This is a genomic window from Clostridium mucosae (assembly GCF_024622765.1).
Taxonomy (GTDB): Bacteria; Bacillota; Clostridia; order Clostridiales; family Clostridiaceae; genus Clostridium.
The window spans coordinates 265,699-288,638 of the sequence record NZ_JANKAF010000003.1; the positions used below are offsets into that span (position 1 = coordinate 265,699).

The window sequence follows — 22,940 nt, forward strand, 5'->3', positions numbered from 1 at the left end:
GTTTATAAAAACTACTATGTTTAGTAGTTTTTAATTTGTAATACTATAGAAAACGTTTTTATAAGCGTGTAAAATTATAATATAAAGATTTTAATAATGGGGAGATGGAAAGGTATGAATAATTATATAGTATTTGATATTGGTGGAAGCAGTGTAAAGTATGCAATTATGACTGAAGAAGGAGAATTTTTATCAAAAGGAAGTTATAAATCAGCAAAGAATGATTTTGAGCTATTCAAAGAATCTATGATTAATGTAATTAACAAAGCAAAAGAAGAGCATGACATAATTGGAGTTGCAGTAAGTGCACCAGGAGGAGTAGATAGTGAATCAGGGTTAATAGGAGGAGCAAGTGCATTACCTTGTATTCATGGACCAAACTTTAAGAAAATATTTGGTGAAGAATTAGGATTAACTTTAGAAATAGAAAACGATGCAAATTGTGCTGCCCTAGGAGAAGTATGGAAAGGAGCTGCTAAAGATAATAATGATGTATTATTTGTAGTATGCGGTACAGGAATTGGAGGAGCAGTTATAAAGGACAAAAAAATCCATAAAGGAAATAATTTACATGGTGGAGAATTTGGATATTGTATTTTAGAAAGAATTCAAGAAGGAAATAATATAAGATTTAAAAGTTGGAGTAAGACTGGAGCGGTTGGAGCTCTATTAGAAAATGTGGCTAAATTAAAAAATATTAATGAAGACGAAATAGATGGGAAAAAAGTTTTTGAGTTAGCTGAAAATGGAGATTTAGATTGTATTAATGCTATAGATGAGTTTTATTTAAATAATGCATTAGGTATATTTAATATTCAATACATGTATGATCCAGAGAAAATTATTCTTGGAGGTGCAATAAGTAGCAGACCAGATTTCATAGATAGAATAAATGAAAAACTAGATATAATAATGGGTGATTTATCAGATGCAAAGGTTAGACCTATAATTGAAAAGTGTAAATTTGAAAATGATGCAAATTTATTAGGTGCATTATTTAATTATTTGCAAAGAAATAAAATATAATAAAAAATATATAAGTTCTATTATGTTATATTCCGAATTAAGGGAGTTATATACATTTATTAATTATTTAATAGCCAGAAATAATACAATATTATTTCTGGCTATTTTTTGTTGGCATATCTTAATTATTGCATATATTAAGATAATTTAGCTTTGCATTATTAATAATTTTATAAAAAATAGTTAAATTTTGAAATATTTATTAATAAAATGAGGGTCAAAATATGCAATTATCAAAATAAAAGTATATTTAACACAAGTTAAAAGTATAGACATTTATAGAAGAAGGATGTAGAATGTATCTGCAGGAAACGTTTTCTAAAATGTAATTTATAAAGTTATTTATTGGGAGGGAGATTTATGAAAAAGAAACTAATAAGCACAATTTGTTTATCAATTTTTGCTATGACTCTTTTTGCTGGTTGTAGTTCAAAAGGAACATCAAAAGAAGAGGGTGTTACATTAAAGGTTTTAACTCATAGAACAGATATTATTGATACTACTCTTAAAAAAATAGGTGATGAGTATTTTGAGAAGACTGGAGTAAAAATTGAGTGGGAAGGAATAACTGATTACGAAGGTGTTGTAAAAACAAGAATGAATACTCAAGATTATGGTGATGTACTTAATATATTACCTGCAATAACAAGTACAGAACTATCACAATTTTTTGAACCATTAGGAACAGTAGACGAATTAAAGGATTATCAAGGTGTTACACAAAGAGCTGATGGAGATAATGTTTATGGATTACCAAATGGTTTAGGAGCAACAGGTATAGTTTATAACAAAAAAGTTGTAGCTCAAGCAGGTTATAATGAATTTCCAAAAACAATAGATGAGATTTACGATTTAGCGGACAAGCTTGCTAAAATGGGAGACGTAGTTCCACTAGCAATTAACTCTAAAGATAAATGGCCATTAGGTCAATATGATTCAGTTGCTTCAGTAGCATATGGAAATCCATATTATTATAGAGATATGGGTAAAATGGATGATACTTTGTTAGCAGGAAAACCAACAGGTGACGTTTTAGAGATTTTATATAAATTTGTAAGTAGTGGATGGGTTGAAGGAGATTTAACTACAACTAACTGGGAACAATCAAAATCAGATATGGCAAATGGAAAAATTGCTATGATGGCTTTAGGTATGTGGGCAGTTCCACAAATTCAAGGATTATCATCTAACCCAGATGATATTGGAATAGCACCATTCCCTGTTAATAATAGTGGTAAGTTAAAGGCAGAAGCTGGTCCAGATCAATTTATTGCAGTAAGTTCACATTCAAAACATAAAGAAGAAGCAAAAGATTTTGTTAAATTCTATACTACATCAGGATATGCTGATAGCGAAGGATTGATACCAGCTAAAAAGGGACAAGAGTCTAAGAATGCTGTAGTTAAGGGTTATCAAGAATCAGGCGTTGAATTAATGCTTGCAGATCCAGCAGAAGCAGATCCAGCAGCAAGTGATTTAACAACAGAAGTAGCAAATAATGCTGGAATTAAGTTCTGGGAAGGTTCTTATATTCAAGAAGCAGTTATTGCAGCTAAAAAGAGTCGTGCAGATTTCGAAGCAGTAGTTAAAAAATATAATGATGCTTGGAATAAGAGTAAGGCAGCATCAAATTAATAAATAAGAAAAATTTAAATTTCAGTTTAGGAAAATTTCCTAAACTGAAATTCTTATTATGACAAATAGGAGGATAGGGTCTTGTTTAGTAGATTAGATTATAAACAACAAAGAAGAATAATAATATTTCTATTTCTAATAGTACCAATCACATTTTTATTACTATTTACTTATTTGCCAGCTATAAATATGATAACTTATAGTTTTACAAGCTGGAAGGGGTATGGAACTAAGACCTTTGTTGGATTACAAAACTATATAGATATATTTAGTAATCCAGATATTTTTGGAGCTTTTAAAAATAGTATTTACTACTTTGTAGGTGGAATTATTCAATTAATTTTAGCGTTTTATCTAGCGGTATTAGTTAATTCAAAGTTAAGAGGAAAGGGTTTCTTTAAATCAGTATTCTTTTTCCCATATTTAATTAATGGAGTTGCAATTTCACTAATGTTCTTATTCTTTTTCCAACCTGAAGGAACATTAGATACACTTATGAAAATGATAGGTTTAGAGAAATATATAACTTTATGGCTTGGAAATGAAAATGTAGTTAATTACTCATTAGCATTTACATCTATTTGGAGATATATAGGATATAGCTTTATTATTTTCTTGGGAGCAATGCAATCAGTATCAACAGAAGTGCTTGAGGCAGCAGAAATAGATGGAGCAGGGGAATGGCATAAGATCAAATATATATTAGTTCCATCAGTAAAAAATATAATTAAGCTAAATCTAATACTTAATATTTCAGGTGCAATTTCAGTATTTGAAATGCCGTATATAATGACAGGTGGAGCTAATGGAAGTTCAACATTTGTAATCGAAACAATGAACACTGCATTTAAATTTAATCAAGTGGGTAAAGCATCAGCAATGGCTGTAGTAGTTATGTTCATAGTTGGAACTGTTGCACTTATACAAAATATTTTCTTTAAGGAGGAAAAATAATGAGTGATAAAGATATACTTAAATCAAAAGTAAGTCAAATAGCTTGGAGCGTAACTAAATACCTATCATGTATATTGGCAGCATTCATATTTATACTTCCAATAGTAACTATATTTTTGGCCTCATTTAAAGGATATGAGGAGTTTTATTCAAGTAGTAAACTATCATTGCCTGAAAATATGTTTAATTTTTCTAATTATATAACGGCCTTTGTAGACGGAGGTATGCTAAAAGGATTTATGAACACTGCTTTCATTATGGTCATTTCATTAGCAGGAACTATTTTATTAGGAGCAATGGTAGCTTTTGTACTTCAAAGATTTGACTTTAAATTAAAGAAAGCAATTTTACTTATATATTTATTACCAATGTTTTTACCTATGGTAACAACACAGGTAGCAACATTCCAAATAATATCTAAATTAGGATTATATAATACTATTTGGGCTCCTATAGTTCTTTATTTAGGAGCAGATGTAATGAGTATTTATATAATGATGCAATTTATGGAATCAATTCCTATTGCAAATGATGAAGCTGCAATGCTTGATGGAGCATCTTATATTTATATATTTAATAGATTGATATTACCTTTATTAAAACCTGCCATAGCAACAATTATAATTTTAAGAGGAGTAGCTATCTATAATGATTTCTACACACCATTTTTATATGCACCAAGCCAAGAACTTGGAACTGTTGCGACATCTTTATATAAATTTATAGGACCATATGGTGGACAATGGAATGTAATAGCAGCTGGAGTTATATTAATAATGATTCCAACAGCAATAGTATTCTTATTATTACAAAAATATATTTATAATGGCTTTACAGATGGAGCGGTTAAATAAATAGAATTTATAAATAGCTTTAACAATTTATTTTTAATAAGTTGAGTTTAATAATTTACATTTAATAATTAGGAGAGGTTTTTGGCTTATGAATAATAAGACATTTAGATTCGTTAATTCACTTTATGTAATAATGATAACTAATATAATTGCATTAATTTATCTTACTTTAGGATTATTTTCTTTTACACTTGTTCCAGTTATTTTTTCAGTAATTGAAGTAATGAATGAGTTATTAAAAGGCGAAGTTGATGGATACTCAAGCCTAGTAAAGCATTTTAACACTTTAATGATAAAGAATATGAAAATTTATAAAAAAGAAGGGTTATTAACTGGAGCATATTCATTGACATTAGTAATAGCAATATTTTTATTAAGAAGAGTAAATATGCCAATGGCTACAAGTATCAACATATTACTTATGTATATTTTCTCTATGATAAGTATTTATTGGAGTTACTATGGAGTGGAGTTACTTTTTAATGAAGAAAAGAAAAGTTACTTAAATGTATTAGTTTTGATGTTTAAGAATCCTAAAAATCTTATAACAGCAGTCTTATTATTTATAAGTTTAATATCGCTTGGAGTTGCATTTAAAGAGATTTTAGTATTATTTTCTTTTAGCATATTTGCCTTAATATTTGTGAGGCTAAACTCTAAGTTAGCTTCTTAAATAAAAGGAGATTAATGATGAAGAAAGACTTTGAAATTAAGAGTTTTAATTTTATAACTTGGAATTGGAAAAATGATGTTGTAATTAAAGATGTGAAAAAAGAAATAGATTATCAGGTAGATAAATGTAATATAAATACCATAACTTTTGCTTTTTCAGCTGTTCAAGAGCATTGCTATTCCACAAAAATATATTGGCAAGGAGATCATATGCCAGTGGAGGAGGAATTATCTGAATTAGTGAAATATGCAAAAAATAAAGGGCTAAAAATTATTTTAAAACCAATGCTTAATGTAAGTGATGGATATTGGAGAGCTTATATTAGATTCTTCGATGAGGATGTACCATGTGAGCCAAAATGGAGTGATTGGTTCGAAAGCTACAATGAATATCTAATGAATTATAGTATGTTTTCTGAAAAAAATGACGTTGATATGATGATAATTGGATGTGAACTTGTTGGAACAGATCATAGGGAAACGGAATGGAGAAGTTTAATAAGTAAAATAAGAAAAGTGTATAGTGGTAAATTAACATATAACTGTGATAAATATCAAGAACATAATGTTAAGTGGTGGGATGCATTAGATTATATATCATCATCTGGATATTATCCAATTGGAACAATATCTAAGGAACTTGATAGAATTGAAACTGTAGTTAATGTGTACAATAAGCCCTTCTTTTTTTCAGAAGCTGGTTGTCCATCTATTAAAGGTGCAGGAAAATTTCCAAATGATTGGACTTTAATTTTAGATGGTGAATCAAGTGAAGAAGAGCAGTATAAATTTTATTATGAGCTTTTAGAGGAAAGTTCTAAAAGGGATTTTGTAAATGGATTTTGTTTTTGGGATTGGCCAATGAGATTACAAAGTACTAAAGAAAAAAGTCTTCCTAAAGATTATAGTGTAAAGCATAAATTAGCTGAAAAAATTATTAGAAGTTATTTTGAAAATTGAATAACAAAAGTAAAAATATAAATAAGATAGTAAATGTTTTTTCTTCAACATATATATTAGGAAGCATAGGAAACTCAATAATAAATAATGTATTCATATTATTTATGGCATCAGTTAAAGGGTTCAGTGATGGAGAAATAAGCATTATACTTGGTGTATTGCCGTTAATATCTATATTCACATTTTTTGTTTGGGGAGCAATTATTGATAAGTATAAGAAACTAGTTTTTTTCAATAAATTAGTTTATTCAATGAATATAGCTACCTTATTCTTATTATATAAAATAGATAACTTTAAGTTGTTTTTTATTATAAATCTTATAAGAACAATAATGATGCAACCAAGTGGTGTAGCTAACGATGAATATTTATTAAATTTATCAAATAAGTACGGGGTAAGATTTGGGAAAATTAGAGTATTTGGAACTATAGGTTATGGGATAGCTGGAATAGTATCTACAATATCGTTAGCTTATCTAGGTATTAATAAGTCTATATTAATATCTAGTATATTTTTAACAACTACATTAATATTATTTTTTAGATTACCTGAAATAACAGGATCTGAAGAAAAAGTAGTTTCTAAAGATAAATCTTATTTAAATATAATAAATATATTAAAAAATAAAGATTTTAGATTATTTATATATACTTATGGTATATTAACAGGAGTAATAGCAGCTTCAGTTAATTATGGAACACCAATATTAATGATAAAGTTAGATGCACCAGATGCATTTATAGGTTTGATTCCAATATTTATGATAGCATTTGAAGTTATACTATTACCTGTTATAGAAAAATTAAATTTTTATGATAATGTAAATTATGTTTTTAAATTAGTAGGAATCCTATTAATTATAAGATGGGTTATATTCGGATTTGCTAATTCTTATATTATAATTATGGTATTAGCACTTATGCATGGATTAATAAATGGATTGTTACTTCCTATGCAAAATAAATTAATTTGGACTTTAGTTCCTAAAGATAAGCATTCAACAGCATTTATAATTACTAATTTATTTTGTTATACAATTTTTCCAGCTGTAATAAATTTAATAACAGGTGGCTTAGTGAAATACTTAGGCATACATACTTATGGCATAGTATATTTATTTATTACTATTTTAAGTATAATAATAATTTTAAAGAACAAATTTAGTACTAGTTATTAAGTTATTAAAATAATATTTTGAATAATATTTTGAATAATATAATATCATATTTGAGTAATTTGATATTATATTTTTCTAAAATCGTAATTAATTGTGATATAAGATTAATAAAGTTAGTTATAAAACTAGCAGCTAAGTAAAGTGAAAATATATAATAGGTTAGATTAAATATAAATGGATAAAATATAATGAGATTAGATGTATATATTGAATATTATTGAATTAGAAATGAATGGAGCAAATATGAAAATTTTTGCTTTATTTTTATATTACCATAAATAGTTCATGGGTGTGAGGAATTTAAAGTTAATACAGTTGTTATTAGATAATAAATGGTATAAAATATAATACAAATAAAGATTTTAAAGTTACAATAAAAATTTAAAATTATGAATTAACTTAATACAAAGGCTCTAATTAGCTTATAAAAATTTACATTAAGAGAATTATATAAATTTTGTAAGCATAGATAGTTTATAATTTTTTTATTAATGGTAAGGGAATATAAATCTTTATAAAATAATTTAAGAGTCTAATAAAGGGGAAGAGGATATGTTCGATGTAAACGAAAACAGATATGATGAAATGAAATATATTAAATGTGGTAATAGTGGTTTATATTTACCTAGGGTTGCTTTAGGATTATGGCATAATTTTGGTTCCGTAGATCCAATTGAAAATCAAAAAGCAATAATATTTGAGGCTTTTAACAATGGGATAACACATTTTGATTTAGCAAATAATTATGGGCCAGTATATGGGTCTGCTGAAGAGAATTTTGGTAGAATATTAAATAAAGAGCTTATTAATTATAGAGATGAAATGATAATATCAACAAAAGCTGGATACGATATGTGGCCAGGTCCCTATGGAAATGGTGGTTCAAGAAAGTATCTAATTTCAAGCTTAGATCAAAGTTTAAGAAGAATGAATTTAGAATATGTTGATATATTCTATCATCACAGACCAGATCCAGATACACCGCTTGAAGAAACTATGGGAGCATTAACTGATATAGTAAAGCAAGGAAAAGCATTATATATAGGATTATCAAATTATCATCCAAAAGAGTTAAAAGAAGCTTCTAAGATATTAAAAGCAAATGGCACTCCATGTCTTATTCATCAATTTAGCTATAGTATGTTTAATCGTTGGAGCGAAGTAGAAGGACTACATGATGTTCATAAAGAAGAAGGGATAGGTTCAATAGCATTTTCACCTTTAGCTCAAGGATTGTTAACTGATAAATATCTTCACGGAATTCCAGAAGATTCAAGAGCTAAAAAGGTAAGTAGTAAGTTCTTAAATGAAAAAGATATAACTGAGGAAAAGCTTGAAAAAATAAGACAATTAAATAATATAGCAGGAGAAAGAGGACAAACATTAGCTCAAATGGCATTAGCTTGGGTATTAAGAAATGATGTTGTTACAACAGTTCTTATTGGAGCTAGTAAGGCAGAACAAATAGTGGATAATAAGAATATAATAAATAATTTAAGCTTTAGTGATAAAGAACTTGAAAGTATTGAAAGTATATTAAATTCTAAATAGTATATTTTTATTTTTAGTTACTTGAAGTATGGGAAAAGATTTTTGGGACAAGTTTTTTGATTAGAAAATAAGAAATTAATTAATAGGTATATAAGTATAATTTTTATATGAAAAATTGTTAAGAAAATATATTAAAGTTAAAATTTTATGGCAAGGACAAGGACAAGGACATTAATATTAATATGAATATTGATATTGGTATGGATATAGTGGATAATATTATCAAAGTATTAAAATACAAAATATATAAAAATAGTCCTAGGAGCACTGCATCTAGGACTTATTTTTTGGCTTTATTAACTTACGTTTCTTGACTTATTAGGTGAAACTCCATAATACTTTTTATAGAGCTTACTAAAGTAATATGGGTCACTATATCCAACCATTTTAGCAATGGATTTTATTGAAAGCTTTGAGTCTTCTAATAAATCTTTTGCTTTAGCTAATCTTATTTGTATTAAGTAGTTTATTGGAGAATCTCCCATAAGCTCCTTAAAAATCTTAGATATATAAACAGGACTTAAATACATATTTTTTGATAAGGTATACAGTGAAATGTCCTCTGTATAATTTTCAGTTAAGTATTTTGTTATACTTTCAACTAAGGCTTTCTTTTCACGTGATTTAAATGAAAATTCCTTAGAATCACGAGTAGTATCCTCCTCATTTATTTCTCTATATAATAATACAAGTAGTTTCATAACTAGAGATTTAAGCATAAAAGGAGAAGTTTGATTATAGTTTTTTTGTTCTTCAAGAATTTCTAAACAACTCTTTAATAGTTCATCTTTATATTTAACAAATGTGAGAACGTTTTTATCACCTATATCAATATAGTCTTTTTTTATATTACTAAATAAATTTAAATTAGTTAAACCAATATGTAGCTCTCTACAATTTGTATTTTCTTCAAAAAGCTCTTGATGATAAACTCCAGGATTAGAAATAAGTACTTGACCTTTTCTCAAGGTATATTTTTCACCTTCTATTAAATAATCTACAGATCCAGCAGTTATGAATGAAAGTTCAACAAAATCTTCATGGCAGTGATATTGAGTTTCAGGAATTGGATTTTCGGGAAGGCAACTTCCATCAATTACAAATAGTATTTGAGGATTATAGCAATCTATATTTGCATGTACTTTATTCATTTTAACATCTCCCAAAATAATTACTTCATTTAGTATAATAATATACATTTAAAGTTTAATATAATACATTTTTATTTTCAATAACTTGGATATAATCTTATTTAGAAATAAATAATTTAGGGAGGGGTTGATTATGGGTAAATTAAAGTGGAGTTTTATTTTTTTTATTATAAGTTAGGAAATAAATAAGATATAAAAAGCTTAATTATTAATAGATATGGATTTAACTCTATTTGCTAAATGACATAATATGAAAAATAAGCAGTATAAAGGAGAGGTTAATTATGAATAGTTTTAAGTGGATTTTTTATAATTAAAAATATGATTTATAAATAAACAATATAAGGGAGGCTTGATTATGGATAGCATAAAATGGATATTTAGTTACTTAAAGAAATACAAGTTTAAATATTTCTTTGCATTGTTATTAGTATTAATTACTTCGGCAATTAATATGGTAAATCCATTTATTACAGGTAAAATTATTGATAGGGTTTTTGGAAGTGGAGAAACATCACTACTTATTCCTCTTGTTTCAATAATGATATCTGTTGTAGCTGTTAAGGGAATTATAACTTTCAGCTATCAAATGATTTTAGAAATTATTTCACAAGATGTTCTATTTAAAATAAGAACAGATTTATATGATAAACTTTTAAATTTAGATGTTAATTTCTATAGTAGGGTAAAAACTGGGGATCTTATGGCAAGAATGACAGGAGATACTGATGCTATAAGACACTTTATTGCTTGGGTTGTTTATAATATTCTATCAGCTATAACAACCTTTAGTTTTGCTATTATTTCGATGATGTATGTGAATTACATTTTAACTATATTTATGCTTTTAATTGCACCAATGATTGGATTTTTAACTTTTAAGATGAGCAAGGAGATTTCACCAACCTTTTATAATATAAGAGAAGCTTATTCAAGGTTAAATTCAGTTGTTCAAGAAAATATAAGTGGTAATAGAGTAGTAAGAGCCTTTGGTAGAGAAGACTTTGAAATTAACAAATTTACTACTGAAAATGAAAATTATAAAAATAAAAATCTTGATACTATAAAGGTTACAAAAAAATATATTCCAAAGCTTGAATTCTTATCTAATAGCCTTTCTGTAATTATGATTTTAGTTGGGGGAATTTTAGTTGCACTAGAAAAGATGACTTTTGGAGAACTTATTATTTTTAGTAGTTTACTATGGGCGTTAAATAACCCAATGAGAATGTGTGGGTATTTAATTAATGATGCTCAAAGATTTATAGCATCTTCTGCTAAAATTATGGATCTTTTAAATACAGAAAGTAGCATAATAAATAAGGACAATGTTTTGAATGTTAATAAGTTTGAAGGTAACATAGAATTTAAAAATGTGAGTTTAACTTTAGAAGGAAGAAGGGTTATAAATAATATTTCCTTTAAGGTTGGTGCTGGACAAACAATTGGTTTAGTTGGACATACAGGATCAGGAAAATCTCTTATAATAAATTTACTGTCAAGGTTTTATGATGCCACAGAAGGTGATATTTATATTGATGGAATTAATATAAAGGATATAGATTTGGATATTTTAAGAGGAAATATTGCAACAGCTATGCAAGATATATTCTTATTTTCAGACACAATTAAAGATAATATTGCTTTTAGTAATCCAAAAGCAAGTTTTTCAGAAATAAAGAGGGTTTCTAAAAAAGCACAGGCTCATGGTTTTATAAAGAGACTTGATGAAGGTTATGAAACAATAGTAGGGGAAAGAGGAGTAGGACTTTCAGGAGGACAAAAGCAAAGAGTATCCCTAGCAAGGGCAATGATGAAAAATGCCTCAATTTTTGTACTAGATGATGTAACTTCTGCTGTTGATATGGAGACAGAAAAGAAGATACAATATGAGTTAAAAAATATGAAGGAAAAGAAAACTACATTCATAATTGCACATAGAATTTCTTCATTGAAGCAAGCTGACTTAATTTTAGTATTAGATAATGGAGAAATAGTAGAAAGAGGTACTCATGAGGAGCTGGTACAAAAGGGTGGGTATTATTCAAATATATTTTATACTCAATATGGCAATTTAGATATAAGGATTGGAGGGGTATAAATGTTATCTTTAGTGATTATAGTATGGATAGTAAATAGGAATATAGGTATAGATAATAGTAGAGATATAGAGGGATAAGACAGTATAGATAGAGAGAGTATAAGAAATAGTAAGTACCATACTTAGATTAGATATAGATAAAGGCTAAAGACGATAAAATAAAGCAACTCTATGAAGAAATAAAAAAACTAAAAGAAGATAAAGAGAAACTAATTATCCAATTAGTTGATATGGAAGAACTTAAAGATGAAAATAAAAGATTAAGAGAAAGTTTAGATAAAATAAAAAGTATAAAATAAGGAGGAAATTATATGGAATCTTATTTAGGGAAATTTATTACAGTTAAAATGGATAGACCATTAGGCTCTAAGCACCCTAAACATAACTTTATATACTCTTTAAATTATGGTTTCATTCCTAATACAACATCAGGAGACGGAGAAGAAATTGATGTATATATTATTGGAGAATTTGAACCTTTGGAAAAATATGAAGGATATGTTGTAGCAATAATAAAAAGGACAAATGATATTGAGGATAAATTAGTAGTTTGCAAAGAATTAAATAAATATAATAAAGAGCAAATAAAAGCGTTAGTAGAATTTCAAGAAAGATTTTTTGAATCTACAATAATAACTTATTAGACACTAAAAAGTGAATAATAAGAAAGAAAGGAGGATTTAGTGAGAGTTTGGTACTTGTAACACTCTCTCACTAAAGATAATGTATGGCTAGAAATAAATATGATGTAGATGAAGAATTGGAAACGGGATTTAATTTAGGATATTTAAGAAGACTATTAAAATATATGAAACCTTATAAAACTAAAATAGTTACTTCAGTTATTTTAATGCTAATTTCAAGTTCACTTGCCTTATTAGGGCCAGTAATAGTTAAATCAGCCTTAGATAACTTTATACCAAATAAGGAGATTAAAAATTTAGCATTAATTTCAGTTTTATATGTAATGATATATGTAACTATAGCAATAATCATGAAGCATAGAATGTACACAATGGGAGAAGTCGGACAAAATATATTAGTAGATATGAGATATGATTTATTTAAGAATCTACAGTTTGTTCCTTTTAATTATTATGATTCAAGACCTCATGGTAAAATATTAGTAAGGGTAGTTAATTATATTAATTCACTTAGTGATATTTTATCTAATGGTTTTGTAAATTTAATTGCAGATATGGTTACCTTAGTTATGGCAATAATATTTATGTCATTTCTAAGTATAAAGTTAACCTTAGTTACTTTAATGGGCATTCCCATACTTATGATAGTAATGATGTCTATAAAAAATGCACAAAGAAGGGCATTTCAAAGATTAAGTGCTAAGCAATCAAATTTAAATGCTTATATTCATGAAAGTATAAATGGTGTAAGAGTAACACAATCTTTTTCAAGGAAAAAAGAAAGTATGGATACCTTTAAGGAGCTTTGTTTTGAAAATAGTGATTCATGGATGAAGGCAGTTAGATTTAATTTTCTAATTTGGCCAAGTATAGACATTATTTCAGTAACATCAATATCTCTAATTTATATTTTTGGAATCTTAGTATTTAGGGATTCAGTCTCATTAGGATTAATAGCAGCATTTATTTCATATGTATGGATATTTTGGGCTCCAATAATGAATATAGGAAACTTTTATAATACTTTAATTAATGCAATGGCCTACTTAGAAAGAATATTTGAAGCGATGGATGAAGAACCAGAGTATGATAAAAAGGATGCTATAGAGCTTAAAAATGTTAAGGGTGATGTAGAATTTAAAAATGTGCATTTTGAATATGAAAAAGACACTACTATTTTAGAAAATGTAAATATGAGGATTAAAGCTGGTGAAAAAATAGCCTTAGTTGGACCTACAGGGGCAGGAAAAACTACAATAGTTAATTTACTTTCAAGATTTTATAGAATAAAGTCTGGAGAAATACTAGTTGATGGAATAAATATAAATGATGTAACCTTAAAATCTTTAAGAAAAGAAATAGGTGTTATGCTTCAAGATCCATTTGTCTTTTCAGGAACAATAATGGAAAACATAAGATATGGAAGATTAGATGCTACAGATGAAGAAGTAATAGAGGCTTCTAAGATAGTTAGAGCTGATGACTTTATAAAAGATTTTAAAGATGGATATAACACATATTTAAATGAGCAAGGAAATGGACTTTCAGTTGGACAAAAGCAACTTATATCTTTTGCAAGGGTTTTATTATCTGATCCTAAAATACTAATTTTGGATGAAGCAACATCAAGCATAGATACAGAAACTGAAGCATTATTACAAGAAGGAATAGAAGAACTTCTTAAAGGAAGAACATCCTTTGTTATAGCTCATAGATTATCAACAATAGTTAATTCAGATAAAATAATGTATATAGGTGATAAGCAAATTCTAGAAGAGGGAACTCATGATTCGCTAATAAAGCAAAAGGGATTGTATTATAACTTATATAAATCACAATACCTTGATATATAAATTTTAATTTGTTTAGTCCCCAGAGGCAATGCCTCTGGGGATTTTAAAATTGCAACTAGTTTATATTCTTGATTTTATTACTTTGCTTGCATGAAAGTAAATGATTAGATAAGTATATATTATTATATTTAAAATATAGACAAGTATGTGTTGTGATTATATAATTATTATAAGAGAGGTTGTTTTATTATAGGAATAAATTTAAATGGAGTTTATATGAAAAATATAGATATATAGGGTTTAATTATAAGTACGTTACTAATAGGAGGAATATTCACAGGTTTAGGTTGGATAATTAAAAGTCAAAATGCAGAAGAAAAAGGAAACAATCTTAAACTAAATCTAATAAAGCTAAAGTTTTAGTGTAAACGATAATAAAGTATGATGAAAATTTGATAATAAATAATAAAGAGTACTTACTGATTTGTGGGAGGTAGTGTAATGGAAAATAGTTTTACAAATAACGATAAATATATAATAGGAGTAGATATTGGTGGAACTAATATTAGAGCAGCTTTATTAGATGAAGAAAGAAATATTATAGAAAAGATAAAAATAGAAAATCAAGTAAAAGAAGGTCCAGAATATAATTTGGATAAGATTATAAATCATATTAATAGTAACTGGAAAGATAGAGATATAAAAGGAATTGGAGTTGGAAGTCCAGGACCTTTAGATATTAAAAATGGAATTATTTTAAAAGCACCTAATTTACAGGGATGGGATAACTTTAATATAAAAAAATACTTTGAAGAAAAAACATCATTGAAAACAGAGGTTAATAATGATGCTAATGTTGCAGGGCTTGCTGAAGCAATGATTGGCTCTGCAAAAGGAGCAGAAAGTGTTTTTTATATTACAGTTTCAACAGGTGTTGGTGGTGCTTTAATAATTGATAATAAAATAATAAATGGTGCAAATAGTTTTGCAGGAGAAATATGCAACTTAATAATAAATGAAGATAAATACAGTCATTCAGGGTTAGTTCAAGGTGGACTTGAAGGACAATGTAGTGGGCCTAATATATCTAGACAAGCATCCGATTTATTAGGAAAACACATAGATACGCCAGAAGTTTTTGAGTTATACAAAAATAATGATGATTCAATAAAAAGCTTAATTAATAGAGTATGTGAAAATTTATCTAAAGGAATTTCAAACATAATATCAGTTGTTGATCCAGAAGTAATAGTTCTTGGAGGTTCTGTAATCTTATATAATAAGGAATTGTTAGAATTAATAATACAAAAAGTTAAAGAAAAGGTAATTAATAAAGATGCTGTAGATATAAGAGTAGCAGAAATTGGTGATGATGCTGGACTTAGAGGTGCAGGATTCTTAATTAGCTAATTATTGATTAAAAATAGAGGTTGTCCATATGGGCGACCTTTTAAATTAATAATTAGCACTGTTTAATCTAATGTTGATATTGGACAATAAAAAATGGACGATTAATTGTCTATTTTTTATTCGTAATAGTTTAATATTACGAATCAATTAATTATTCGTTATAATAAACCTGCTTTTTTTTCTTCAAATACTTTATATTTAGTCCATGGATAATGTCCATTATAAATAATAGTACACCATAACACATACATTACAATTAATCCCCATATACTCACACTTTCATTTTTAGTAAAGTCAGTAATAAAATTTATTATTTTGTCACTAAAAATCCCATAAAGTATTATAGGAAGAGTTACTATTATTGAATTTATAGTATTAGTTTCCTTGGTCAATTCAATCCTAGTATTACATTTATCACATCTTAGTTTATACCATGGACTACAAAAAATATTTGATATAATCATGTATTTAAACCTTTTTCCACAATTAGGACAAATTCTCATTACATTACTCCCCTTTAATCTCCTATTTATTTCTTAACTATCTTTTATCAACTACGTCTTATAATACAATTGCTAATTAATGTACATTTTTATTATACATTAATTATGGGTTATATTTACAAAAAATATAAATATTAATGTTATACTTTTTTATTACTTCACAATAGTATAATAAATCAACACTTAATTAAAACAGAGCCTAATAATTAAATAAAGTAATAATAAATTAAATTAAGTATTTTGGGGAAATATAAATAAAGCAAAAGTAATAAAAGTAAAAATAGTACAAGTAAAATGACAAAAGAAAATAATAGAAGTATATAGGAGGATTGATATGTGTACAGCTTTAACTTTACAAACAAAAGAAGGATATCATTTATTTGGGAGAAATATGGATATAGAGGTTTCTTTTAAACAATCAGTAGCACTTGTTCCTAGAAATTTTAGCTATAAAAATAGAGCTACAAATGAAAGGGTAAATACTAAATATGCGATGATTGGAATGGGAACTATAATAGACGGACATCCATGTTATGCTGAAGCAATGAATGAAAAAGGATTAGCTTGTGCTGGATTGAACTTTCCTGGATATGCTTATTGGGAAGATGATGTTGTAGATGGAAAGATAAATATTCCTCCATATGATTTAATACTATGGGCTTTAGGAAATTTTGAATATATTGAAGATTTAAGGGGTCATTTAGAGAGGTTAAATTTAGTAGCAAGGCCTGTAAATGAAAATGTACCTTTGCCAACACTTCATTGGATTATATATGATTCAAAAGGTAAATGTATAGTTGTAGAAAATACAAAGAGTGGGCTTAATATATTTGAGAATAAGATAGGAATTTTAACTAATGCTCCAACCTTTGATTGGCATATGACTAACTTAACTCAATATATTGGAGTATCTTCTCATCAGCCATCTGAAATAAAATGGGGAGATGTAGAATTAAAAGCTTTGGGTCAAGGTGCAGGAGGAAGGGGAATTCCAGGAGATTTTTCATCACCATCAAGATTTGTAAAAGCTACTTTTTTAAGAAGTAATGCAGTAGTTGGAGATGATTATATATCAGCAATATCTGAGTTTTTTCATATATTAAACTCAGTGGCAATGGTAAAAGGAGCAGTTGTTACTCCACAAAATCTTAATGATATAACACAATATACTTCTTGTATGATTCAAGAAAAAGGAATCTACTATTACAATACTTATAACAATAGTACAATAAATGCAATTGATATGAATAAAGAAAATTTAGATGCTACAGAAATAAAGATATTTGAATATAGAGATAAGCAACTTATAAATTTTGAAAATTAGAATACTAATATTAGGATAGGTATAATGAAGACATTTAAGTAAAAATCAAGTGTCTTCATTATATTTTTTTGTCTACCTTTTACTAAACACTAATTATTACAATAAAACATATAGAATTTACTAGGTATATGCAAGCTAAATCCTAAGCTATAATGATGATGTAAATGTTGTAAGAGAAATGTTGTAAGAGAAATGTTGTAAGAGGTAAATAACAATATTCTTAAAGGCATATGAGATTCTCAAAAACTTAAGATAAATTTCAAAAAGTATGAAAAGAAATTTGCAAAAGATAAATAAGATAAATAAGCATAAAGTTTGCAAGAAAAATTGTGAAAAATATAAAGCAAAAGTAAGATAAAACTAAAATAAGCTTAATATTAACACCAAATAAAAGGTGAAAAATAAGAGTAAGGATGTGATTAATGATGAAGTTTAGTAATGGTTGTTGGTTAAATAAAGATGGAATAACTAGATTTAGTCCACAAGAAGTATATAGTTCTGCTAAAAATGAAAAGGTTTTAACTATGCATACACCATGTAATAGAATAAATCATAGAGGTGATACACTAGGGGGGCCAGTTATTACCTATAAAATTTCTTCACCATTAGAAAATGTTCTTAGAATAAGATCATATCATTATATGGGAGCACAAGATGTGGGACCATATTTTGAAGTGAAGGAAGATAATAAGAATATATTTACAGAAGAAAATGAAGAATTTATAACAGTACAATCTGGAGATTTAAATGTAAAAATAGATAAAAATAATTTTTCAATGGAATTCTATAATGGAGATAAGTATTTAACAAAGAGTGCAAATAGAAGTGCAGCATATTTTAGAGAAACAAATACAAAATTCTTAGATGAAGACAATATTGAAACATACATGAGAGATCAATTAAGCTTATCAGTTGGAGAAGCAGTATATGGACTCGGAGAAAGATTTACTCCATTCGTTAAAAATGGACAATCCATAGATATATGGAATGAAGATGGTGGTACAAGTACAGAGCAAAGTTATAAGAATATACCTTTTTATATAACAAATAAAGGGTATGGAGTATTTGTAAATCATCCAGAAAGAGTATCATTTGAAGTTGGATCAGAACAAGTAACAAAAGTTCAATTTAGTGTTCCTGGAGAATGTTTGGATTATTATATAATCACAGGAAATGATATGAAGGAAGTTTTAGAAAATTATACAAGCTTAACTGGTAAACCTGCGTTACCTCCAGCTTGGTCATTTGGATTATGGTTAACAACATCTTTTACTACTAATTATGATGAAAAAACAGTTAATGAATTTGTTGATGGAATGGCAAGTAGAGATATTCCACTTCATGTATTCCATTTTGATTGTTTCTGGATGAAGGACTTTAATTGGTGTAATTTTGAATGGGATAATAGGGTTTTCCCAGATCCAGAAGGAATGATAAAGAGATTAAAAGAAAAAGGCTTAAAGATTTGTGTATGGATCAACCCATATATAGCTCAAGAATCTTCATTATTTGAAGAAGGAAAAGAAAAAGGATACTTTATTAAAAAGAAAAATGGTGATGTATGGCAATGGGATATGTGGCAACCTGCAATGGCAATAGTAGATTTTACAAATCCAGAAGCTTGCAAATGGTATGGAGATAAATTAAAAGCATTAATGGATATGGGAGTTGATTGCTTCAAGACTGACTTTGGCGAAAGAATCCCAACAAACTGCACATACTTTGATGGTTCAGATCCAGAAAAGATGCACAACTACTATACACAAATATACAACAAGGTAGTTTTTGATGTTATAAAAGAAGTTAAAGGTGAAAATGAAGCAGTATTATTTGCAAGGTCAGCAACTGCAGGTGGACAACAATTCCCAGTACATTGGGGAGGAGACTGTACTTCAGATTATGAATCAATGGCAGAAAGCTTAAGAGGTGGATTATCACTATGCATGTCAGGCTTTGGATTCTGGAGCCATGATATTGGAGGATTTGAAAGTACTTCAACACCAGATGTATATAAGAGATGGGCAGCATTTGGGCTTTTATCATCTCACAGCAGATTACATGGAAGTACATCTTATAGAGTACCATGGCTTTATGATGAAGAATCATGTGATGTAGTTAGATTCTTTACAAAATTAAAATGTAGTATAATGCCATATTTATTTAAGACATCATACGATACATCAATTAAAGGTATCCCTGTAATGAGATCAATGATATTAGAAAATCAAGATGATCCAGCTTGCAGATACTTAGATAGACAATATATGCTTGGAGATAATATTTTAGTAGCTCCAATATTTAATGAAGAAGGAATAGCAGAATACTATTTACCAAAAGGAAAATGGACTAACTTTATAACAGGAAAAGCTTATGAAGGTGGAAGATGGGTAAGAGAAAAGCATGACTACCTAAGCATTCCAATGATGGTTAAAGAAAACAGCATAGTTGCAGTAGGAGCAAACAATAATATTCCTAACTATGATTATGGCAAGGATGTTACTTTAGAAGTATTTGATTTAGTAGATAATAAGGAAGCCTATACAGAAGTATTAAATCAAAATGCAGAAGTGGTATTAAAAGCTAAAGCATTAAGAAATAATAAAGTAGTTACTTTTGATATAGAAGCAAACAATAATTACAGCATCTTATTAAATGGTATTTTCCATGTTGAAAAGATCGAGGGAGCAGATGTTACAATCGAAAAGAGAGGTGTTAGATTAACACCAGCTAATAAAAACTCAAAAATAATATGCACCTTAAAATAAATTTATATTAATAAATATAGCCTCAGTATAAGCTAACAACTTTTGCTGAGGCTAGATTAGAATTGAGAATTGACAGTTGACAATTGAGAACTAAGGACGTTCTGTAAGAATTTCAACCGTAATTCTCAATTGGCCATTATCAATTTTAAATTAATAAAGTGGAGGATTAGTTATGAAAGTTAATGAAAATAATATAGAAGAAATATTAAGTAAGCTTACTTTAGAAGAAAAGGTTGGAATGATACATGGAGCTGGGCTTTTTAGAACAGAAGGAGTAGAAAGGCTTGGAATTAAACCTTTAAAAATGGCAGATGGTCCAATGGGAGTGAGAAATGAGTTTCCTGATAATAGTTGGGTTCCATATGGTTATAGCGATGATTATGTTTCATATCTTCCATCTAATACAGCATTAGCATCAACTTGGAATAGAGAACTTGCTTATAAAGAAGGTTATGTATTAGGAAATGAAGCAAGGGGAAGAGGTAAGGATATAATATTAGCTCCAGGAATAAATATTATTAGAAGTCCACTATGTGGAAGAAATTTTGAATATATGTCAGAAGATCCATACTTAACAAAGGAAATGGCTGTACCTTATATTAAAGGTGTTCAAGATAATGATGTTGCAGCTTGTGTTAAGCATTTTGCAGTAAACAATCAAGAAACAGAAAGATTAAATGTAGATGTTGTAGTTAGTGATAGAGCTTTAAGAGAAATTTATTTTCCAGCATTTGAAGCAGCAGTAAAAGAAGGAAGTGCCTATTCAATGATGTCTGCTTACAATAAAATATGGGGTCATTACTGTGCTCATAATCCAAAGTTACTTCAAGAGATTTTAAGGGATGAATGGGGATTTGATGGAGTATTAGTATCAGATTGGTCTGGAATTCATGATACTAAAGAAGCAGCAGAAGCAGGTATGGATATAGAAATGTCTGTAACTTATAACTTTGATGAATACTTCTTTGCAAACCCAATGATAAAGGCTGTGAAAGAAGGATTAATTAAAGAAGAAGTTATAGATGATAAGATAAGAAATATCTTAAAGTTAATGTATAAATTAAATATGTTTTCTGATGATAGAAAAAAAGGAACATACAATAGTTATGAAAATAGAGAAAAAACTTTGGAAATAGCAAGAGAATCAATAGTCCTTTTAAAAAATGAAGAAAATGTACTTCCATTAAATGAAAAAGAAATAAAGACTGTTGCTGTTATAGGTGAAAATGCTGATATAAGACATTCATTAGGTGGCGGATCAGCAGAAATTAAAGCTTTATATGAAGTAACTCCACTTCTTGGTTTAAAAATGAAGCTTGGTGGAAATACAGAAGTAAAATATGCTAAGGGATACACTTTTAAAGAAGATGAAAGAGAAAATCTATTAAATGAAGCTATTGAACTTGCTAAAAATTCTGATGCAGTAATATTTGTAGGTGGATTAAAACATATTAAGGAAAACTTTGAATTATATCAAAATGCCTTACATTCAAATAAAGAAGAAGATGTAGTAAATATAGATAGTGAAGGCAATGATAAGACAAATATGTTACTTCCATATAATCAATATGAAGTAATAGAAGAATTATTAAAGGTAAATAAAGATACAGTAGTTGTAATAACAGCAGGTTCACCAGTAGATATGTCAAGTTTTAAGGATAAAGCAAAAGCAATAATTCATACTTCATACAATGGAATGGAAGGTGGAGTAGCTTTAGCAGAGGTTCTATTTGGAGATGTTAATCCATCAGGAAAGCTTGCAGTTACTATTCCAAAAAGATTAGAAGATTCACCAGCACACTGCATTGGAGAATTCCCAGGTTCTGATAAGGTTAGATATGATGAAGGTATATTTGTTGGATATAGATATTTCTCAAGTTATGATGTAGAACCATTATTTGCATTTGGACATGGTCTATCATATACAAGCTTTGCTTATGATAATTTAAGAGTTTCAGTAAATGAAATGGGAGATAATATACAAGAGGTAGAAGGTAATTTAGAGAAATCATTAGAAAAGAGCTTAAAAGAAGAATTAGAAAATGATTTAGAAAAAGAATTAGAAGAGAATCTAGAAAAAGCACTAGAAGATGGTTTGAAAGTAATGGTTACTTTAGATATAACAAATATAGGAGATGTGGCAGGAGCAGAGATTGTTCAATTATATATAAATGATGTTGAAGCTACAGAAAAGAGACCCGATATTGAATTAAAAGGCTTTGAAAAGGTATATATAGAGCCAAAAGAAACAAAAGAAGTCACTATAATTTTAGATAAAAATGCTTTTGCATTTTATAAGGAAGATATAAATTCATGGATAGTAGAAGAAGGATATTTTAACATAATTCTTGGTTCATCTTCAGCTGATTTAAGATTAAAGGAAACTATAAATATAAAAAATCAATATAAATTTTAGTTG

Annotated in this window: 17 protein-coding genes; 15 read left to right on the forward strand and 2 right to left on the reverse strand. The window is 27.8% G+C overall.

What is annotated here, in order from left to right; translation table 11 throughout:
• Nucleotides 1–114 precede the first annotated feature (114 nt).
• From NSA50_RS06100 to mgrA, 8 genes are all read left to right on the forward strand, one after another.
• Nucleotides 115–1,026: an ROK family protein gene (locus NSA50_RS06100; RefSeq protein ID WP_195266812.1), complete on the forward strand. Its 912-nt coding sequence runs from the start codon at nt 115–117 to the stop codon at nt 1,024–1,026.
• A gap of 360 nt (nt 1,027–1,386) precedes the next feature.
• Entirely contained in the window at nt 1,387–2,661 is a 1,275-nt protein-coding gene (locus NSA50_RS06105) for an ABC transporter substrate-binding protein (RefSeq protein WP_257443756.1), read from the forward strand.
• Nucleotides 2,662–2,742: 81 nt separating this feature from the next.
• Entirely contained in the window at nt 2,743–3,615 is an 873-nt protein-coding gene (locus NSA50_RS06110; RefSeq protein WP_195428931.1) for a carbohydrate ABC transporter permease, read from the forward strand.
• Entirely contained in the window at nt 3,615–4,469 is an 855-nt protein-coding gene (locus NSA50_RS06115; RefSeq protein ID WP_195266815.1) for a carbohydrate ABC transporter permease, read from the forward strand. The genes NSA50_RS06110 and NSA50_RS06115 overlap by 1 nt, the downstream gene beginning before the upstream one ends.
• A gap of 88 nt (nt 4,470–4,557) precedes the next feature.
• Nucleotides 4,558–5,142, forward strand: a complete 585-nt coding sequence (locus tag NSA50_RS06120) for a hypothetical protein (RefSeq protein ID WP_195428933.1) — start codon at nt 4,558–4,560, stop codon at nt 5,140–5,142.
• A 17-nt stretch (nt 5,143–5,159) separates the two neighbouring features.
• Nucleotides 5,160–6,101 carry a glycoside hydrolase family 113 gene (locus NSA50_RS06125; RefSeq protein WP_257443762.1) on the forward strand — a complete coding sequence of 314 codons (942 nt, stop codon included), beginning with the start codon at nt 5,160–5,162 and terminating at the stop codon, nt 6,099–6,101.
• Complete coding sequence (locus NSA50_RS06130) at nt 6,098–7,279, forward strand: MFS transporter (protein WP_195428938.1); 1,182 nt, start codon at nt 6,098–6,100, stop codon at nt 7,277–7,279. Before NSA50_RS06125 ends, NSA50_RS06130 begins: the two co-directional genes overlap by 4 nt.
• A gap of 552 nt (nt 7,280–7,831) precedes the next feature.
• The gene (gene mgrA / locus NSA50_RS06135; RefSeq protein ID WP_195428940.1) at nt 7,832–8,830 is read left to right on the forward strand and encodes an L-glyceraldehyde 3-phosphate reductase; all 999 of its coding nucleotides are present in this window, start codon (nt 7,832–7,834) and stop codon (nt 8,828–8,830) included.
• A gap of 296 nt (nt 8,831–9,126) precedes the next feature.
• Here mgrA and NSA50_RS06140 read toward each other — a convergent pair whose 3' ends face one another.
• A complete protein-coding gene (locus NSA50_RS06140) occupies nt 9,127–9,981 on the reverse strand; it encodes an AraC family transcriptional regulator (RefSeq protein ID WP_257443765.1) in 855 nt (284 codons plus the stop codon).
• A 358-nt stretch (nt 9,982–10,339) separates the two neighbouring features.
• Here NSA50_RS06140 and NSA50_RS06145 point away from each other — a divergent pair, with 358 nt between their 5' ends.
• From NSA50_RS06145 to NSA50_RS06160, 4 genes are all read left to right on the forward strand, one after another.
• On the forward strand, nt 10,340–12,082 hold the full coding sequence (locus NSA50_RS06145) for an ABC transporter ATP-binding protein (RefSeq protein ID WP_257443768.1): 1,743 nt from the start codon (nt 10,340–10,342) through the stop codon (nt 12,080–12,082).
• A 311-nt stretch (nt 12,083–12,393) separates the two neighbouring features.
• Nucleotides 12,394–12,726 carry an inorganic diphosphatase gene (locus NSA50_RS06150; protein ID WP_195428948.1) on the forward strand — a complete coding sequence of 111 codons (333 nt, stop codon included), beginning with the start codon at nt 12,394–12,396 and terminating at the stop codon, nt 12,724–12,726.
• A gap of 83 nt (nt 12,727–12,809) precedes the next feature.
• A complete protein-coding gene (locus NSA50_RS06155) occupies nt 12,810–14,579 on the forward strand; it encodes an ABC transporter ATP-binding protein (protein ID WP_195428950.1) in 1,770 nt (589 codons plus the stop codon).
• Between the two features lie 441 nt (nt 14,580–15,020).
• Nucleotides 15,021–15,929, forward strand: a complete 909-nt coding sequence (locus NSA50_RS06160; protein ID WP_257443782.1) for an ROK family protein — start codon at nt 15,021–15,023, stop codon at nt 15,927–15,929.
• 158 nt (nt 15,930–16,087) lie between these two features.
• Here NSA50_RS06160 and NSA50_RS06165 read toward each other — a convergent pair whose 3' ends face one another.
• Nucleotides 16,088–16,432: a hypothetical protein gene (locus NSA50_RS06165; protein WP_195266824.1), complete on the reverse strand. Its 345-nt coding sequence runs from the start codon at nt 16,430–16,432 to the stop codon at nt 16,088–16,090.
• A 334-nt stretch (nt 16,433–16,766) separates the two neighbouring features.
• On the opposite strand from NSA50_RS06165, the gene bsh reads away from it, so the two are divergent.
• The 3 genes from bsh (at nt 16,767) to NSA50_RS06180 (ending at nt 22,937) form a co-directional block, all read left to right on the forward strand.
• A complete protein-coding gene (gene bsh / locus NSA50_RS06170; protein WP_195265519.1) occupies nt 16,767–17,756 on the forward strand; it encodes a choloylglycine hydrolase in 990 nt (329 codons plus the stop codon).
• A gap of 425 nt (nt 17,757–18,181) precedes the next feature.
• Nucleotides 18,182–20,521 carry an alpha-xylosidase gene (gene yicI, locus NSA50_RS06175; protein WP_195265535.1) on the forward strand — a complete coding sequence of 780 codons (2,340 nt, stop codon included), beginning with the start codon at nt 18,182–18,184 and terminating at the stop codon, nt 20,519–20,521.
• Nucleotides 20,522–20,693: 172 nt separating this feature from the next.
• Complete coding sequence (locus NSA50_RS06180) at nt 20,694–22,937, forward strand: beta-glucosidase (protein WP_195265517.1); 2,244 nt, start codon at nt 20,694–20,696, stop codon at nt 22,935–22,937.
• Nucleotides 22,938–22,940: the final 3 nt, after the last annotated feature.

Bases quoted from the DNA above. Each gene is read 5' to 3' on its own strand.
- NSA50_RS06145 (WP_257443768.1), top strand. From the start codon at position 10,340: ATGGATAGCATAAAATGGATATTTAGTTACTTAAAGAAATACAAGTTT.
- NSA50_RS06140 (WP_257443765.1), bottom strand. From the start codon at position 9,981: ATGAATAAAGTACATGCAAATATAGATTGCTATAATCCTCAAATACTA.
- NSA50_RS06120 (WP_195428933.1), top strand. From the start codon at position 4,558: ATGAATAATAAGACATTTAGATTCGTTAATTCACTTTATGTAATAATG.
- yicI (WP_195265535.1), top strand. From the start codon at position 18,182: ATGAAGTTTAGTAATGGTTGTTGGTTAAATAAAGATGGAATAACTAGA.
- NSA50_RS06155 (WP_195428950.1), top strand. From the start codon at position 12,810: ATGGCTAGAAATAAATATGATGTAGATGAAGAATTGGAAACGGGATTT.
- NSA50_RS06115 (WP_195266815.1), top strand. From the start codon at position 3,615: ATGAGTGATAAAGATATACTTAAATCAAAAGTAAGTCAAATAGCTTGG.
- NSA50_RS06125 (WP_257443762.1), top strand. From the start codon at position 5,160: ATGAAGAAAGACTTTGAAATTAAGAGTTTTAATTTTATAACTTGGAAT.
- mgrA (WP_195428940.1), top strand. From the start codon at position 7,832: ATGTTCGATGTAAACGAAAACAGATATGATGAAATGAAATATATTAAA.
- NSA50_RS06180 (WP_195265517.1), top strand. From the start codon at position 20,694: ATGAAAGTTAATGAAAATAATATAGAAGAAATATTAAGTAAGCTTACT.
- bsh (WP_195265519.1), top strand. From the start codon at position 16,767: ATGTGTACAGCTTTAACTTTACAAACAAAAGAAGGATATCATTTATTT.
- NSA50_RS06105 (WP_257443756.1), top strand. From the start codon at position 1,387: ATGAAAAAGAAACTAATAAGCACAATTTGTTTATCAATTTTTGCTATG.
- NSA50_RS06150 (WP_195428948.1), top strand. From the start codon at position 12,394: ATGGAATCTTATTTAGGGAAATTTATTACAGTTAAAATGGATAGACCA.
- NSA50_RS06165 (WP_195266824.1), bottom strand. From the start codon at position 16,432: ATGAGAATTTGTCCTAATTGTGGAAAAAGGTTTAAATACATGATTATA.
- NSA50_RS06160 (WP_257443782.1), top strand. From the start codon at position 15,021: ATGGAAAATAGTTTTACAAATAACGATAAATATATAATAGGAGTAGAT.
- NSA50_RS06100 (WP_195266812.1), top strand. From the start codon at position 115: ATGAATAATTATATAGTATTTGATATTGGTGGAAGCAGTGTAAAGTAT.